General features: G+C 58.9%; 17 protein-coding genes. 3 read left to right on the forward strand and 14 right to left on the reverse strand.

Going from position 1 to position 16,439, the window contains the following annotated elements; translation table 11 throughout:
* The 3 genes from ACOHWE_RS17555 (at position 1) to ACOHWE_RS17565 (ending at position 5,179) form a co-directional block, all read left to right on the forward strand.
* Positions 1-2,172: a DEAD/DEAH box helicase gene (locus ACOHWE_RS17555; protein ID WP_420668034.1), complete on the forward strand. Its 2,172-nt coding sequence runs from the start codon at positions 1-3 to the stop codon at positions 2,170-2,172.
* 95 nt (positions 2,173-2,267) lie between these two features.
* On the forward strand, positions 2,268-4,475 hold the full coding sequence (locus ACOHWE_RS17560; RefSeq protein WP_420668035.1) for a hypothetical protein: 2,208 nt from the start codon (positions 2,268-2,270) through the stop codon (positions 4,473-4,475).
* 11 nt (positions 4,476-4,486) lie between these two features.
* The gene (locus ACOHWE_RS17565) at positions 4,487-5,179 is read left to right on the forward strand and encodes a competence protein CoiA (protein ID WP_420668036.1); all 693 of its coding nucleotides are present in this window, start codon (positions 4,487-4,489) and stop codon (positions 5,177-5,179) included.
* A gap of 137 nt (positions 5,180-5,316) precedes the next feature.
* On the opposite strand, the gene ACOHWE_RS17570 is transcribed toward ACOHWE_RS17565, so the two are convergent.
* Genes ACOHWE_RS17570 through ACOHWE_RS17635 form a run of 14 tightly spaced genes read right to left on the reverse strand, consistent with a single transcriptional unit; the run spans position 5,317 to position 16,411 of the window.
* Positions 5,317-6,393, reverse strand: a complete 1,077-nt coding sequence (locus ACOHWE_RS17570; protein ID WP_420668037.1) for a TrbL/VirB6 family protein — start codon at positions 6,391-6,393, stop codon at positions 5,317-5,319.
* A 12-nt stretch (positions 6,394-6,405) separates the two neighbouring features.
* A complete protein-coding gene (locus tag ACOHWE_RS17575) occupies positions 6,406-6,819 on the reverse strand; it encodes a hypothetical protein (protein ID WP_420668038.1) in 414 nt (137 codons plus the stop codon).
* Positions 6,816-7,010: a hypothetical protein gene (locus tag ACOHWE_RS17580; RefSeq protein ID WP_072702183.1), complete on the reverse strand. Its 195-nt coding sequence runs from the start codon at positions 7,008-7,010 to the stop codon at positions 6,816-6,818. Before ACOHWE_RS17580 ends, ACOHWE_RS17575 begins: the two co-directional genes overlap by 4 nt.
* Entirely contained in the window at positions 7,007-7,993 is a 987-nt protein-coding gene (locus ACOHWE_RS17585; protein ID WP_420668039.1) for an ATPase, T2SS/T4P/T4SS family, read from the reverse strand. Before ACOHWE_RS17585 ends, ACOHWE_RS17580 begins: the two co-directional genes overlap by 4 nt.
* 4 nt (positions 7,994-7,997) lie before the next feature.
* Positions 7,998-9,395, reverse strand: a complete 1,398-nt coding sequence (locus ACOHWE_RS17590; RefSeq protein WP_420668040.1) for a TraB/TrbI/VirB10 family type IV secretion system protein — start codon at positions 9,393-9,395, stop codon at positions 7,998-8,000.
* On the reverse strand, positions 9,392-10,087 hold the full coding sequence (locus ACOHWE_RS17595; protein WP_420668041.1) for a TrbG/VirB9 family P-type conjugative transfer protein: 696 nt from the start codon (positions 10,085-10,087) through the stop codon (positions 9,392-9,394). The genes ACOHWE_RS17590 and ACOHWE_RS17595 overlap by 4 nt, the downstream gene beginning before the upstream one ends.
* Position 10,088: 1 nt before the next feature.
* On the reverse strand, positions 10,089-10,742 hold the full coding sequence (locus ACOHWE_RS17600) for a VirB8 family type IV secretion system protein (RefSeq protein WP_420668042.1): 654 nt from the start codon (positions 10,740-10,742) through the stop codon (positions 10,089-10,091).
* 17 nt (positions 10,743-10,759) lie between these two features.
* On the reverse strand, positions 10,760-11,569 hold the full coding sequence (locus tag ACOHWE_RS17605) for a type IV secretion system protein (RefSeq protein ID WP_420668043.1): 810 nt from the start codon (positions 11,567-11,569) through the stop codon (positions 10,760-10,762).
* Entirely contained in the window at positions 11,569-12,657 is a 1,089-nt protein-coding gene (locus ACOHWE_RS17610) for a lytic transglycosylase domain-containing protein (RefSeq protein ID WP_420668044.1), read from the reverse strand. Before ACOHWE_RS17610 ends, ACOHWE_RS17605 begins: the two co-directional genes overlap by 1 nt.
* 55 nt (positions 12,658-12,712) lie before the next feature.
* Positions 12,713-12,880 carry a hypothetical protein gene (locus ACOHWE_RS17615; RefSeq protein ID WP_420668045.1) on the reverse strand — a complete coding sequence of 56 codons (168 nt, stop codon included), beginning with the start codon at positions 12,878-12,880 and terminating at the stop codon, positions 12,713-12,715.
* Positions 12,877-15,240 carry a VirB4 family type IV secretion/conjugal transfer ATPase gene (locus ACOHWE_RS17620; protein WP_420668046.1) on the reverse strand — a complete coding sequence of 788 codons (2,364 nt, stop codon included), beginning with the start codon at positions 15,238-15,240 and terminating at the stop codon, positions 12,877-12,879. Before ACOHWE_RS17620 ends, ACOHWE_RS17615 begins: the two co-directional genes overlap by 4 nt.
* A complete protein-coding gene (locus tag ACOHWE_RS17625) occupies positions 15,230-15,508 on the reverse strand; it encodes a VirB3 family type IV secretion system protein (protein WP_008327373.1) in 279 nt (92 codons plus the stop codon). Before ACOHWE_RS17625 ends, ACOHWE_RS17620 begins: the two co-directional genes overlap by 11 nt.
* On the reverse strand, positions 15,501-15,794 hold the full coding sequence (locus tag ACOHWE_RS17630; protein ID WP_035252599.1) for a TrbC/VirB2 family protein: 294 nt from the start codon (positions 15,792-15,794) through the stop codon (positions 15,501-15,503). The genes ACOHWE_RS17625 and ACOHWE_RS17630 overlap by 8 nt, the downstream gene beginning before the upstream one ends.
* Positions 15,791-16,411, reverse strand: coding sequence for a lytic transglycosylase domain-containing protein (locus tag ACOHWE_RS17635; RefSeq protein ID WP_420668052.1), 621 nt, complete (start codon positions 16,409-16,411; stop codon positions 15,791-15,793). The genes ACOHWE_RS17630 and ACOHWE_RS17635 overlap by 4 nt, the downstream gene beginning before the upstream one ends.
* Positions 16,412-16,439 lie beyond the last annotated feature (28 nt).

Genomic DNA, 16,439 nt, shown 5'->3' on the forward strand with positions numbered 1-16,439 from the left:
ATGAGCAGTGCGTTCGACAAACTGGCCAGGCCTGTGCAGAAATGGATACGCCAGAAAGGATGGCGCGAACTTCGCGATATCCAGGCGCGATCCATCCGGAAGATATGTGAAACCAATGCCGATTTGATCGTTGCGGCTTCCACGGCGGGCGGAAAGACTGAGGCGGCGTTCCTGCCGTTGATTTCACAGGTGCTTGACGAGCCCTTTGACGGCGCCGGCTTCGACCTGCTCTACATTGGCCCGCTGAAAGCTTTGATCACGGATCAAGCCATGCGGCTGGAGGGCATCTGCCAGGAATCAGAGCTTCCGGTTGTTCCCTGGCACGGGGATGTCTCGCAATCGATCAAGACGCGAGCGTTGAAATCTCCAAAAGGGATCCTGCTTATAACCCCAGAGTCCCTTGAGGCGCTTTTCATTCGTCGCGGTTTGGAAATTGCCCGCCTGTTTGGGGCCACGCGGGCGGTCGTGATCGACGAACTGCACACGGTTCTGGATAGCGAACGCGGTGTCCAGCTTCGTTCACTGCTCACAAGGCTCGAGCTCGCGATAAAGCGCCCAATCCGTCGGATAGGTTTGTCAGCTACGCTGGGCGACATGGACCTCGCCAAGGCCTATCTTCGCCCTGACGCCGCAAACGCTGTCGAGTTGATCGAAGCAGTTGGCAGCGAGGCTGAATTGAGGCTTCAGCTTCGCGGCTACCTCTCAGGCGATGAAGATGAAAACAGCCCGTCCGCAACGGACGCAATTGCAGCCCATCTGTTCAAGCATCTTCGAGGCAGCGACAACCTGGTCTTCGCTGGAGCACGACAACGGGTCGAGATTTATGCGGATCGATTGCGGGAGCTTTGCGAACGGGAGCACCTGCCACAGGAATTCTATCCCCACCACGCGAGCCTCTCCCGAGAACACCGTGACTTCGTTGAGCGGCGCTTGAAGGACCCTGCGAAACCGACGACCGCCGTTTGCACGTCGACGCTTGAGCTTGGAATCGACATCGGTGACGTGACCTGCGTGGCTCAAATCGGTGCGCCATTCAGCGTCGCGGCGTTGCGACAACGGCTTGGCCGGTCAGGCCGGCGTGAAGGACAACCGGCCATTCTGAGGCAGTACGCTGTCGAAGCCAAGTTGACTTCGGAGAGCAGTTTCGTGGATCGTCTTCGCCTCGGCCTAATCAGGTCCATCGCGATGATAGAGCTGCTGCTGGAAGGCTGGTGCGAACCGCCAAAACCGCAGGCGCTTCATCTCTCAACGCTCGTCCATCAGATACTGTCAGTCATAGCGCAGCGCGGCGGCGTGTCTGCAAGCGTGGTCTACAATGTGCTCTGCCGCGAAGGACCCTTTCGGAATGTCACAACCGAAGTCTTCGCAGATGCGTTGCGTGCAATCGGCCACCCAGAAACCGGCTTGATCGAACAGGCCGGCAGCGGGCTGTTACTTTTGGGTCCATCAGGCGAGAAGCTGGTTGAGCATTACAGCTTCTACGCGGTGTTTCAGACACCTGAGGAATTCCGTTTGGTTGCAGAGGGGCGGGATCTTGGAACCCTGCCAATCAACAATGTACTTGCTCCCGGGATGCTGCTGATTTTTTCTGGGCGGCGTTGGGTGGTTCAAGAAATCCATGATCGTGAAAAGGTCATCGTCGTCAAACCCGCGAAGGCTGGTGTGCCTCCGGTCTTCGGCGGCGATGCGGGGGACATTCATGACAAAGTGATCGACCGAATGTTCGCCGTGCTCGAGGGGAATTCTAGCCCAGCTTACATGGATACAGTCTCTTTGATGATGCTCGAGGAAGCGCGTGCTCACTATGAACAGCTGGGGTTTAGGGCCAATAACATACACACCATCGGCGAGCATACATCAGTCATTACGACGCGGGTCGGTACGGTGAAGACATCAACCCTCGCGCTAGCACTGAGAAGTGAGGGGTTTTCAGTCGAGCAGCATGACGGGTTCCTGCTGGTGGAGGCAGGGGACGAAACCCCCGATCTTCAAACAGTACTAACGCATATTCGATCTGGCGAACCTGTCGATCTGTTCGCGGGAGCAGGGAACTTCATGTCGGAGAAGTTTCATCCGTACCTTTCGAAGCCGCTCTTGGAGTTGGATGCAGCCAGTTCGAAGCTTGTCCCTCATATTCTTCCAACGTTGGTTGAAAGGATCATTCAGGCATGAGCGATGGGAAGCAGAGGTTGTTTCCTTGCATGCTCTGAACCGCTAGTGCCAAATGCAATGACCTTTGGGGGCGCAGAGATCATTTGGAGAATGTCGTGGCCGATAAGCTGAACATAAGTTTAAGATATTGTTATGGAATTGGAAAACTTGAGGTAGAGCTGGAGTTTAAGCACAAAGGCTACGCGATCTACGCTCCGAACGGTGTTATGAAAACATCGTTTGCGAAGACAATGATGGACCTATCGGAAGGCAATTCGCCGAAGGACCTGCACTTCCCGGATCGCGAACCTACTTGTGAGATCACCCTGAATGGCGAAGCCATTAAGAAAGAGGAAATTTTCGTCGTTAAATCCTACGATGACAAATTCTCTTCAAGTCAGGTGTCCACTCTTCTTGCGAACGCCGAACTCAGAACGAAGTACGAAAGAATCCATCAGTCGATTGGCGAAGCAAAAAAGGCTTTGGACAAAGCTCTCAGGAACGCTGCGGGATTTGGAGAAAGATCACGGGAGAACTTAGACCCGATTATCGAGGATGTGTTTGGCGGTAGCTATTATGAGGCACTTTCTGCGATTGAGGACGAGCTCGACGAACTTCATCAATCGGACCTCGGCAAAGCCGACTACAGAATCCTGTACGACCCAAAAGTTCAGCAATTCCTTGCCAGCGAAGATGTGGCGGCTGCGGTCGAGGACTTTGCGCAAAAGTATGGCGAGATAACCGAACAATCGCCAATCCTTCGAAGGGATTTTCGGTATCATAATGTCGCCCAGGTTCAGCAGCAGCTCGAAGCGAACAACTTTTTTAACGCTGGACACAGCATCAGCTTGGCGGATGAAAACACGGATCAGAAGGAAGAAGTTTCCTCGGACCAATCTCTTCGCGAGCGCATCGAAGAGGAGAAGCTTCGCGTCTTGAACGATGAGGCGGTGGCGAAGAAATTCGACACATTCAATTCAAAGCTCAAAAATAAGGAGCTGCAGGCTTTCCGAGACTATATCACAGATAATAAACACCTTCTGCCTATGCTAAACGAACCGAAAGGCCTGAAACGTGACCTTTGGATGCAATATCTTCGGGCTGCACTTGATGAGTACAAAGCGCTGGTATCCGAGTATCGAACTGGTCAAAGTGCTCTCGCTGAAATCATCGCAGACGCGGACAGCAGCAGAGGTGATTGGGATGCTGTAGTGGCAGATTTCAATCGTCGCTTTCTCTACCTGCCATTTGAACTTTCCGTTGAGAACAAGGCCGATGCGATCCTCAAAGGAAGTGCTCCTTCGATTGCTTTTATCATCAAAGATGCAGGTGAAGAGAGGCGTTATGCTTCATCCGAAAAGCAAGAACTGCTCCGAGCGCTAAGCACAGGTGAAAGCCGCGCGCTGTACATACTTGATATTATGTATGAGGTATTCGTGCGATGGAAGAACCGCACCAAGACCCTCTTTGTCTTTGACGACATTTCTGACTCGTTTGACTACAAGAACAAGTTCGCGATCATCGACTTCTTGGAGGATGTAACCAAGGTCGAAGACACCAATTTCCTTGCCATCGTCCTGACTCACAACTTTGATTTCCTTCGAACAGTTTCAAGCAGAGATATCTGTCCAGCACATCAGTGTCGGCTGGCGTTTCGATCTGATGATGGGATCAAGTTTGAGCCATTCGAGCGGACGGACATCCAGAGTCCGTTTCGAAAGTGGCAGGCCAGGTTGGCGGAACCGTCCGTTCTAATTGCTTATATCCCGTTCTTACGTAATTTGATCGAGTACACGCTTGGCCCAAAAGATGCCGATGGGAATCCTAATGCTGACTACCTTCAGCTTACCAGGATGCTCCACTTCAAAGATGAAACTGAAGCCCTCACCATCGAGGACTACAAGGCCGTATTCGAACGCCATTTGAGCGGGTGTACTTTCCCTGATGTTGATCTGACGCAGCCAATTATTGAGCATCTTTTCGCCACGGCCGATGAGTGTGAAAAAGTTGCCGATGGCATCAATCTTGAGCACAAGATCGCTCTGTCAATCGCGATCAGAATGCGAGCCGAGCGATACATGGTCGCGAAGATCCGTTCTGCGCAGGAAGAATTTGATGTTTCGAATAAACAGACGGGGAAGATTTTTCAAAAATTCAAAGATTTGTTCAATAATGAAGCCGAAGAAATAGGCCTTCTACGCCGCGTTAATCTGATCACGCCAGCGAATATACATCTCAATTCCTTTATGTATGAGCCAATCTTAGACATGGGCATGGCAGAATTGGTGACGTTGTACCAGAACGTAAAGTCAGATTTGAACTAGGCGTAGTCGGAATGCGTTTTGCACTTTTGAATGGTCAACGAGTTGAGGCGACGCCTGGTGCCTTGGGCAACTGCCCAGGCTGCGATGCCGCCATGCTAGCTCGATGCGGGACCAAGAAGGCCTGGCATTGGGCGCACAAAGGCCGCCGTCATTGTGATCATTGGTGGGAAAACGAAACCGAGTGGCATCGCGACTGGAAGAACCGGTTTCTTACCGACTGGCAAGAGGTGCTAGCTCGCGATGAAACTGGCGAGCTTCATATTGCGGATATCAAAACACCCTATGGCCTTGTGATCGAGTTCCAGCACTCTGCTATCAAGTCGGCTGAGGTAAGAAAGCGCACAGATTTCTACGGTCAAGTAATTTGGATTATCGATGGAACCCGCCGCCCAACTGATCTGATCCAATATGAACGTATGTTGTCAGAAAACTATCCGGAACGGTTCGACGGCGTTGATATCTACACCGTTTATTCCGAGGAAACACGGCTTCTCAAAGAATGGGGATCATTGGGCAAGATCGTCGGATTTGACTTTGGCGGCGAAAATCTATGCTTGCTGACAGCCGCACAAGGCAGAAGCCGTTATCTCTTCGACTTCCCAAAGGTGGAGTTCGCTAGGTTGATTAGTGAAGGGAGGCCGCTACCAGTGGTTCAGTTCGCAGAACCCACCCAGCGTGGCTATCGAAGGCGTAGAAGATTCTAATAAACTTCAGGTCGCAAACAGTCGTTTTTGGTGGCTATCCTGGTCTATTAAAATCAACGCTTTGGATATGAAAACCGCCCGTAGAAGATCACCAGCAGTACCATTGCGGTTTTTGGAGGGTTGTTCTCATTAGCCCGTCATCGTCGCCCCAACCTTCCAAGCCTAGCCAGTTGCGCAAGCATCTGGGACCCGGCCCCCGGTGACCCAGTGCCGCTTGCCTGACCTGTCTGTCCCATGCCTTGCCGCACTGGCATCTGCTGTACCCCGAAGAACTGCCGCGCTCTTAGGGCGGCATATTCCGCCCCACTTGCCCCGCCGATCAAGTAGCGATTGTACGCCTGTTGGCTGCCCATTGCGGCGCGGGCAAAGCTGTAGCCGCCGCCTAGGCCACCGGAGAGGGCGGGCATCATGATGTTGCCGGAGATCGCGCGGACGATGAAGGGCGTGGCGATGATGAACCCCTTGGCCATCAGCACCATCATGAAAAACGGAATGAGCGCGCCGATGTTTGAGGCCCCTTCTGGGTCGCCAAGCTCACCAATCAGGGCGGAGGAAACGCCGGTGATTGTCGCGAACACGCCGGCCACGACGATGGGGTAGAGCGCAAAGGAAACCAGTGCCGAAAGCCATCGCGCGAAGTAGTCCTTGGTCACTTCGAATAGGGTCAAGAATATCATCACCGGCGCGATCCCGATCAGAAGTGCGATCATCAGGCGGGATGCCACGAGTATGAAGGCGGCCAGCCCGCCGAGGATCGAAAGTAACAGCACCCCGACAATGTCGAGCATGGCACCTGCCATCCAGTTCAGCTCTGATCCGGCTGCATTGAGGTAGTCGCCGAGTTCCGCGATCAGCCGGTCAAACTCTTCGGCGAAAGTTCCAGAGGGGCCGGGAGTACCACCACCAACCGAAGCAACCAACGAGCCTGCGATGCTGTCGATTCCCGCCAGGATAGCGGCGGAAAGCGCGTTGAACTGCACCCAGTTGGTCGCGAATATCCCGATCAGTCCGATCTTGACAGCGAGCCAGAAGGCCGTGCGGCCGTCCATCGCCTTGTATTGGTAGATCATGTTCAGGAAGACGAGGATCACCACGAGCGTTGTTCCCAGGATGAGAAGCGTGCCGACCGTTGCCGCGACCGACCCGAACTGGGTTTCTGCGGCGGTGTCGAGATAGCCCTGGGAGGTTTCAACGAAATAGGTGACGACGCTCATAACGGGGTTGCCTTACCAATTGCCAGCGGCTTCGCAGATGGCTTTGGCGGCAAGGCGAACGTCGTTGGCGCGCCGGTTGTAGGAGTCGGAAGCTTCCAACATCTCCCAGCGTTCGTCACTGGCGTGGCGCTCACGAAACGCCCCCTCGGCATCGTCCCAAGATGGGAACCGGATCTCGCAAGCGCAGCTGCCAGTCTCTACGATGCGTTCAAGATTTTGGGCTCGGTAGATGTCTTGAACCAACACGCGCTGATAGGCTTGGCGCAGGGGGATCTCCTGCATCCAAATGGGTTCAGCGGGCCGGTCTGGACAGACGTCGAAACTGCGCTCGAGGGTCGGCACGAGATTGCGCTCAGCGAAGCCGGGTGCCGACGTCAGGCCCAGGACCAGCGCAGTCAGTACGAGAATACAGCCCGCCTGCCTCATGCCGTGGCTCTGGCGGGTGTGGTCTCGCGCTTCAGGAAGACAGTGTGTCCCACGTTGGCGAATTCCGAGGAGCTGATCGACACGACCTCCCAGCCTTCGGCCCCCTTCACATTTAGGCTGTCCTGCATGTCGGCAAGGCTGGTCTTCCGGGTCATGGGGAAGCTGAGGATGTCATATTCAAAGGTCTTCATTGGGAAGCTCCGATCTCGGTTGCGCCGGGGAGGTAGAATTCGGTGATGCCGCGTTTGCCGTCATTCCGACCGGCTTGGATGATCACATCGATGGAGTTCTCGATGTACTGGATCATGTCGGCATAGGTCATCGGGATTTCGGTCTTGAGTGCCGCGATCGCGAGCCGCTGCACGGCGAGTTGCGGGGTTTCTGCGTGCAGCGTGGTCATGGAGCCGCCATGGCCGGTGTTGATGGCTTCGAGGAAGGTCATGGCCTCCTTGCCGCGCACCTCGCCGAGGATGATGCGATCCGGGCGCATGCGCAACGTTGCGGTGAGCAAAACATCGGCGGTCTGGAACTCCGCGTCGCGATTGGCGATGAGGGTCACGGCATTGGGCTGGGTCGGCAGAAGCTCGGCAGCTTCCTCGATGGTGACGATGCGTTCCTCAGACGGCACATGTGAGAGGATCTTCCGCGCAGCGACCGTCTTGCCGGTGGAGGTGCCGCCCGAGACGATCATGTTAAGCTTGTTGTCGACGCAAAAGGCCAGCGCATCGTCGATCACGCCCGCGGCCACCACTTCGCGCAGTTCGTGGGTTTTCTCGAGGCGGATTTCTTCGAGTTTGCGCTCCTTGCCATAAAGGAAATCCAGCGCGATTCCTTCGAGCGGCAGGCTCGAAAAGAACCGCAGGCTGATCGACATGGCCGTTAGCACCGCGGGTGGTGTGATCACCTGAGCTCGGATCGGTCGGCCCTTATAGGTGATCGAAACCGAGACGATCGGGCGGTCCTTGCTCATGGTGGTGTTGGCGGAGGAGGCGATCTGGTTGCCGAGATCTTTGACCTCTGTTGCGGTCAGCTTCTGGTCCAGTCTTCTCATGAAGTGATCGCCCTGGAATTCGCCCCAGCAGCTGCCATCGGGATTGATGCAGATCTCGATGACATCATCGCGGGCGGCAGCGTCGATCCGATCAAGCGAGGTCTGGAGATAGCTCAGCGACATGGGCTCAGAATATCTCCAGGTCGCGGTCGACCATCACCGTGACGCGCGCGCCTTGGTCGACATAGATGACCGGTCCGATGGAGAGGTAATCGCCAATCACACTGTCCGTGGCATCGGCAAGATCATCGCCCACGTCTTCGAGCACATCTGCGGCGGTCTCGTCCTGGACGTTTGCGGCGGCAGCATTTGGTGCGGCGGAGATCAGAGAAATCAGCGCTGCTGAGCCGAAACGCTCATCGAAGCGCGTGTCGACAAAGCCGGTCACGCCCGAGCGGCCCAACTCATCACCGCCGAAGGCACTGATCTGGATGGTTTGATTGTCAGGCAGGATGATCCGGTCCCAGGCGATCGTGACCCGGCGCTGCGCGATATCGACCCCCGAACGATACCGCCCGATCAGGCGGGACCCGCGCGGGATCAGGAGACGAGAGCCGTCGAAGCTGTAGACATCTTCGGAAACGACGGCACGGGTCTGGCCGGGCAGTGAACTGTCGAGAGCGGTTTCCATCACGGCCTGGATCATCGTGCCCTGTAGAACCGTGTTGGACGGGTTGGCGATGACCTCGGCTTGCGTCACCGACGTGGGCAACGCACCGTTTAGAACAAAATCCGTCACTTCGCCAAAGGTGCGCTCGGTCAGCGCGGTTTCATTTGCGCCTGAGGTGCCGCCAAAGGCGATGGTGGGCGAGGTGATGCGGCGCTCCTGAAATGCTCGTTCCTCGGCCGCGCGGCGCTCAAGTTCCGCGAGCCGTCGTGCCTCCTCCTCGCGGCGCAGCCGTTCCTCTTCCCGCGCCCGCAACTCTTCCCGCGCCCGCAACTCGTCCTCAGTTGGGCCAAAGGGCGCGGGGGCAGGGCGATTGGCTTCGAGTTGCGCAAGTTCGAGGTCCATGCGGAGCTGCTCCAACTCGCGATCGCGCGCCGTGAGCTCATCGCGAAACTGCTGCTGCGCGGCTTCCGACGCGGCTTGCAAGGCGGCGATCTGGGCTGACAGCGCATCGATGGCTTCTGCGGCCGCCGTGTCTTCCTCGACCACCGGTTCGGGCGCGTTGCGTAACTCCTCGATCTGCGCCTGAAGGGCGGCGAGTTGTGCCAAAAGCTCGGCGTTCGGTTCCACCGGTTCCGGTGCGACCAGAACGACTTCGGGCTCCGGTGGGGGAAGGGTTTCGATGGCGCCGAACCCGTCGCCCTCGTTCTGGAACACGTCTGGCGTGGCCGTGGGCAGGGCTTCCTCTTCCTCGGGTTGGGAGAGGAGATAGAGCAATGCACCGCCGGCACCGATCACGAGGACGACGACCAGAGCGAGCAACGGCGAGCGTCGCGGGGCAGGGGGCGAACTTGCGCCCTTGCCTTGTTCGAGAGCAGCGAGGCGTTTCTCGAGGTCCGCATTTCCAGTATCGCTCATGAGCCTACCCCCGCAGGTGGTGTGGCCTCAATGCAAGCCACCTCGTCACCGATTCGTAGAACCCATTGCCCATTCACCCCGGAGACCCGGATCACGCCGTCCCTGGTCGCTTGGGTGTTGACCGTCCGCTCGCGACCATTCGTGTAGCGAAAGATCGCAGGTACCGGTGCGTTCCGCGGGAACTCGAAATACGTAAAGGTCCCGTCATCCCAGACGCGAGTCGGGGTAAACTCGGTACGTGCGCTGGCACCGTAGTTGTAGTTCGGCGCTTGGGCTGCGATGTCCCGCGCGGGCCGCGCATTGTCCTCGGGGTAGCGGAACTGCACGACGTAGAAAGTCGGGCTGCGGGTCTCCTGGACATTAAAGTAGTAGCTGCGGCGGTTGGTATAGACAGTCACATTGGTATGGACACCGCGCGCGACGGGCTTGATCGCGAAGGCTTGCCCGCCCGGCACGCCGTCGATCTCGAAGCCCTCTGTGTCCCCTGCGATGATTGAGCGGATGCTTTCTCCCTCGCCGAACTCGATCGTGGTCACATGGGTGAGCGAGACATTCAGTCGATAGACCTGACCTTCCTGATAGGTAGCCAAGCGCACGCGGCTGTCATTGGGGCCACCGCGCGGAATGGCTTCCGCGAAGGCAAGGACTGGCAGCAGGGAAAATAGGCCAGCAACAAAGAACTTACTGATCAAACTAGTTCTCCAATCTGTCGGAGCGGATGGAATATTCGAGGACCGTGAAGCCAAAAGGATTGGTCCAGACCTCATCGATGGAGCGGCGGGTCTCGGGGCGAAACTCGAAGAGAAGCGTGGCGGTGAAAAGCCCGGTTTGAACGCCATTGATGGAGGTCAAGCGCTTGCGCAGGCGGACCGTGGCGCGGTTTGTGCCGATCCGGTTGATGCTGAGGATTTCCACATCCAGCCGGGCATTTGGGCCATAGACCGTTGGCGGGTAATTCTCGTTGGCGCTGTTCCAGATCTGGCGCAACCCGCTCTCGGCCGCCCCGTCCGAGCGACGCAGAACACTGCGGATACGAAGATCATTGTCGAGCTGGTTATAGACCTCTCGGTCGGTCACATAGCGGAAGACCTCCGCCTCAATGACCGCTTGGTTGGCTGTGACCGACGTCGCTCCCACCGAGGCCTCGGGGAGTGCGAAGCCGGTTGCAGGATCATAGGGCACGACCACAGGCGGCGGATCGACATCCAGGATCGCGACAGCCGCCGCGCTCAGGCATCCGAGAATGCCGAAGATGAGCCCGATGAGCCCAAGGCGCTGCCAGAGCCGTTCGCGGCGCAGGGCACCATAGACCAGCTCTTCTTCGATGATTTCTTGTTCAGTCGCCACCCGTCATGCCCCCACGATCAGTCTGCTCGGAGGTCTGGTAACGTGAAATTCATGAAGCGCTGCTCTTCGGCAATGGTGGCGGCATCGATCACGCCGCCGGTGCCATCACCCACGGTCTGCACGGCTTCGAGCTGCCACATGGCAACGAGCGCGATGGCCAGTTCCGCCGTCACGCGCGTGTTGAGGTCGATGCTTTCCTTAAGCTCATCCATGTCATCGATCAGCCCGACGAGCCGGTCCACGCGTTCCAGTGACTGGCCGGCATCGTCATAACTGTTCTGGGCGGCAGCAGAGACCAGCGCGCCGGTCGTGGCTTGCGTGGCCACGCGATTGGCCCCGGGATTGCCGCTGGTGGCCATTTCCGAAAGCGTATCGTCGTCAAAGCCGAGGTCGGCCAACACCCGGTCCATCTGGGTTTCGATCTCGCCCGAACCGGAGCCGGAGAGTCCTGAGAAGTCGCCCGTCTTGATGGCTTGAATGGTGGCGAGGATGTCTCCGAACTCCTGATCGAGCAGACCGTTCAACTCGTCTTCCATTTCTGTGCGTATGATTTCGGGAAGCTCGGCGAGACGGGTGAGGGCTTCGTAGGTCCGTTGCAGCTCCGCGAGTTGGTCCGTGAGTGTGGCAAGCTGTTCGCGGAGCTGCGTCAGCTGCTCGTTTTGCAGGATCTCGTCTTCGATCATCTGCCGGAGCTGCTGGATGTTTTGTGCAATGTTCTGGGTATCGACGACGGGCACGCCTTGCGCCATGGCGGGAGTGAGGGTGGCGAAATGCAGGCCAATCCCAAGTGTCGTGGCCATGGCCGTTCTCATGAGCAAATGTCTCATCATTCAATCTCCCTGATCGTAAAATCCATGAACGTGCCTTCGGCCATACGGGCGCTGGCCTGGGCCAGCTCTTCGGCCGAGAGAACGCGGGTCCGCGCCGCCTGAAGCCTAATACGCGCGGCGACGAGGCGCACGAGTTCGGCGCGCGCATAGGTGTTGAGCGCGACGCTTTCCTGCACGTCTTCGGTCTCGGAAATCCGCTCGACGATGTCCGCAATGCGCAGGGCGGCTTGCCGGATCGCGGCGGGGGAGTTGTTGCCATAAAAGGCCGCGCCGTGCCCGGTGATCGAGAGGTTGGCATTGGCCAGCAACGCGGGGTCGATCGTGCCGAGCGCTTCGATCCCGCCGATGCGGCTCAGGTAGAGATTGTAGCGTTCTGGAATAACCTGGACGTAGTGCTGTGTCTCGGCGAATGGCGGCACCCCGCCATATTCGAACACACGGCCCGGCCCCGCGTTATAGGCCGCGAGGGCGTTGATGACATTGCCATCGAATGTGTTGAGCTGGGCCGCCAGATACCGCGCGCCGCCATGCACCTGCAGATAGGGGCTGTTGTAGTATTCCGGGTTAATGCCGAGATCGCTGGCGGTCCCCGGCATGATCTGGGTAAGGCCAAAGGCCCCGACAGGCGAGTGCGCGCCGATGGTGAAACGGCTTTCCTGCCAGATGAGCGCCTGCAGGAGGGCCCGCCATTGAACCGGGGAGAGGCCCGCCCGGCCAACTCCGGCAAACCCGCTGGTTTCCTGCGCGACGCGGATGATGAGCTGCTCGATGTTTTCCGCAGCATCCCCGAACATCTGCGCACGGCCGGGATTGGGATCGATTTCTCCCGTGCCATAAACCGCCTCTACGGAGCGGTCGGGATCGCCGCTGCCGCTTTCCAGCCCCGAGACCATCGCCGGCAAGCCCTGACCGCCGAAGCTGGTCTGGGCATCGAGGATGCGTTGCAGGGTTTCCAGCTGCTCCCGTTCGATCTCCGCGATGAGTTCGCGCACGGCAAGCTTGTCCGCCTGGACCGCGAGGTCAGCCTCGCGATCGCCGGTCTCAATGATATCGCGCGCGGTCAACCCGCTGTCATTGGTCGGCACACCTTGGGACAGGGCGAGACCGGGCAGCAGGCAAAGCGCCAGGATATGTGGCAGCCTAGACTTCAATTGCACCCTCCGGTGCGCCGAGGGGTGTGAAGGTGCAATCTGGCGCGACGAGGGCCGTCGAGGCCAGGAAGGTGAAGCAATTGGCCTGCGGTTCCTGGTACTGCGCGCAGGAAGCCAGAACGCCGAGCGTGGCAAGCAAAAACAATATACGGATCATGAAAGCCTCCAGAAGTCCGGGCGGTCGCGGTAATCGGCGCCGACGAGGGCTTCGCCCTTCTCCATGCCGCCGAGGATGGTGAGATTGGGCCCGAGGGCGCTCAGATCGGCATCGACGACGATCGATCCTTGGTCATCGCGGATGAGCGCAAGGCGGCTGTCGCTGCCGGTGTTGAGAAGCACGTCGAGTTCCTTCTCATAGAGGTTCAGCATCGCGTAGTCGGACGCATGGGCGCGGATGTTCGGGAGTAGGATTTGCGTCGGCACGGCCTCGACGATGGTCTTGCCGGTCCGGGTGCGCTCGAGCTGGCTGGCGTATTGCGTCATCATCACCGCGACGGTGTTCTGCTTGCGCGCGGTCACCAGCCAGTTCGAGAGCCGCTCGGCGAAATAAGCATTGTCGAGCGCCTTCCAGGCCTCGTCGATCACGATGATGGTGGGGCGGCGATCCTCGATCTCGCGCTCCACCCTGCGGAAGAGATAGGAGAGGACGGCCATCCGTTCCTTCTCGGCCTCGCTGTCGAGAATTCCCGTGAGATCGAAGCCGACGACATCGCCTTCCAGAGAGAAGGTGTCTTCCAGCGTCTGTCCGAAGGTCCAGCCATAGCGGCCCTCTTCGGTCCATTCGAGAAGGCGCTGGTGCAGATCGCCGCCATCGTCGGTGGACACGAACAGTGACGCGAAATCCCGCCAGTTCCGCAGGGCCGGGTTCGTGGCCTGCGCATTTTGGCGCACGACTTCCTGAATGCGGTTGGTCTGCGCAGGCGTAAGCGGCTTGTCGGCACGGTAGAGCAAGGTGGCGAGCCAATCCGAGAGCCATGCCGTGCCGCGCGCATCGGTCTCGGTCCAAAGCGGGTTGAGGCCGGTGGGTTGGCCGGCTTTCAAGGACGCATAGCGCCCGCCATTGGCGCGGACCGCCATCTCCATTCCGAGACGGTAATCGAAGACGAAGATCCGCGCCCCTGCTCGACGGGCTTGCGTCATGAGGAATGCCGAGAGGGCCGACTTGCCTGAGCCGGGCCGCCCCATGATCAGTGTATGCCCGCTGGTGGGTTCTTTCTCGGGGCTGCCTTGCTCGTGATAGGAAAACCGGTATGCGCTCTGCTCGGGCGTGGGCAGGTAGGTGATGACCTGACCCCAGGGCGTCCTCGAGGCAGGCTTGCCGAGCTGGGTCCGATGAAACGCCGCGAAATCCGCGAAATTGCGATTGGTGATGGCACTGGCGCGCACGCGCTTGGGCTGATTGCCGGGATGTTGGCTGAGGTAATGCGCCTTGGCGGCCACCCGCTCGCCGATCATCTTCACGCCTTCGGCGGCGGCGGCGTTGACGATCTCGGCGCTCAGCGTCTGCAGCTCGTCGAGCGTATCGCAGAAGATTGTCACGACCATGTGGTGCTCGCCGAAGCTTTGGCGCTTGGCCTCGAGATCATCGGCGGCGATGTCGAGGGCTTCCAGGAGCGAGAGGGCTGCGTCCTGGCTGGCCTGCATCTGGCGCTTTTGCCGTTTGATGCGGCCCGCCATGAGGTTCGAATTGATAGGTGTGAAGGAATGCGTGACGATCATGTCGACCGGCAGGTTCAACATGTCGAACATGGTGCAGGAGGTGCCCTCTGAGTATTCCCCGATGGTGAAACTTTTGCCGTAGCGATGGCCGACCACGCCTTCGGAAAGCTCGAAGTGATCGCCTTGAAACGTCACGCGAGTATTGGCGACGTTGAAAGACAGAAAGCCGTAGGTATTGGCGGGATAAAGCGGCAATTCCTGGCCGGTGTTGAGGGCACCCAGAAAGCCGATGAGTTCGCCGCTCTCGGCCGATAGGACACGCGGGTTTAGCTCTGTCAGGCCAGACAGGAACACGCTCACGGCCTCGCCCAAACGACGCAATCGTTTCTGCGTGGCCTCCTTCAGACGATCCGGCGCACCTCGGTTCAGGAAGGGCAGGACGCTTTTCGGAGGCGGGCGATGAATGACGGTGAGCGTCAAGGTTTTGTCGCGCAACCCGCTGCTCTCGAGTTTCTTGCGCCAGAGCCGGTCCACCTCGCCTGCGAAGCTGCCCTCGCGCACGGGTTCCAGTTCCGGTACGATCGCCTTGGACACCTTGTGGCAGTAGTAGCTGAACTCCGGCCCCAGCTGGGCGACAATCCGGGCGAAGAGCGCGGTCACCTTGTCGAGATAGGCATCATCCGTCGTGTAACTGTTGACCCCGTCGAGCCGGATGCACTGGAAGAGCTCGTTCACCCGCGTCCGAACGGTCCGGTCATCGACCAGGCTGACATACGGCAGCATATGCGCGAGGCGGATTTCGCGCGCATACCATTCCGGCGTCATCGTGCGGAGATCGAGCGCGACTTCACGGGGCATAGCTGTCCCCGCCGTGAATGCTGCGGTTCCGCGTCGGTGGGGTTTCCTGCAGCGCCGTCATCATCACGTCGATGAAGCGCGGGTCCCAGTCGGCGGCCTTCCAAAGCACGGGATAGAGCAGGGCGGCCACGCCCAGCACCGCGATGTGCTGGACCCAGACGAAGAGCAGCACCGAGCCGAAGAGCCAGACCATCGCGTACATGATGGGCAGGCCCAGAAGCTTCGGCGGCCGCACGAGGCCGAGGAAGAGGGGCGAGCGCTCAGCCACCGGCGAAGACCGCGGCAACAATGGTGGGAGCGGCGGCAACACCGGCGATGCCGACAAGCACCCAGAGCGCCTGGCGGAGATCGATGATGTTGAAGAACCAGCTCAAGAAGACGCCGAGCACGGCGAGCGTTGCGATGACAACACCAAGCGGACCGGTCAGCGCATCGACAATGCCCTGCAACAGGCTCTGGATCGGGGAGAGATCAATGCTTTGGGCGAGGGCCGGCTCTGCGACGAGGAGGAAGAGCGCGAGCGAGGCAATAAACAGGTTAGATATGTGTTTCATGAATTTGATCCTTCCAATCGGGCCACGACGGCCATGACTCGGGCCACGTGCTTCTGGGTTCCTCTGTAGGGGGGAATGCCGCCGTATTGGCGGACCGCGTCCGGGCCGGCGTTGTAGGCCGCGAGTGCCAGGCGCGGATCGCCAAACGTGTCCAGCATCATCGCGAGGTATCGGGCGGAGCCGTCGAGGTTCTGAAGCGGATCACGCGGGTCGACACCCAGATCGCGTGCCGTCGCGGGCATCAATTGGCCAAGACCGAGGGCGCCTGCGCTTGAGATCGCATCCTGCCGGTAGGCGCTCTCGACCTCGATATTGGCGCGGTAGAGGGTCAGCCAATCGCGAACCGAGAGATCCGTGCGCCGAAGCCCGGGATGCCCGGCGTAGCGAAGGGCGGTGGCCTCGATGGCCGCCAGAACATCGGCGCGGGGCAGGGGTGCCGGACGGGCAAGGGCTGCAAAACGCAACGCGTCAGGTTCAATAGCTGGTTCATCTTCACCGAGGATCGCCAGCTCATCAGCAGCTGACCCCTGACCGATACCGTCGTTATAGTTGCGGGCAAAGCTGTCCTGAGAACGCGACGGGGTCAGAGAGCCATCGCTCTCCATGACCAAGACAATCTGCGCAGTTGCGGGACCCGCGAGATAC

The organism is Cribrihabitans neustonicus, from assembly GCF_048820895.1.
Lineage (GTDB): Bacteria > Pseudomonadota > Alphaproteobacteria > Rhodobacterales > Rhodobacteraceae > Cribrihabitans_A > Cribrihabitans_A neustonicus.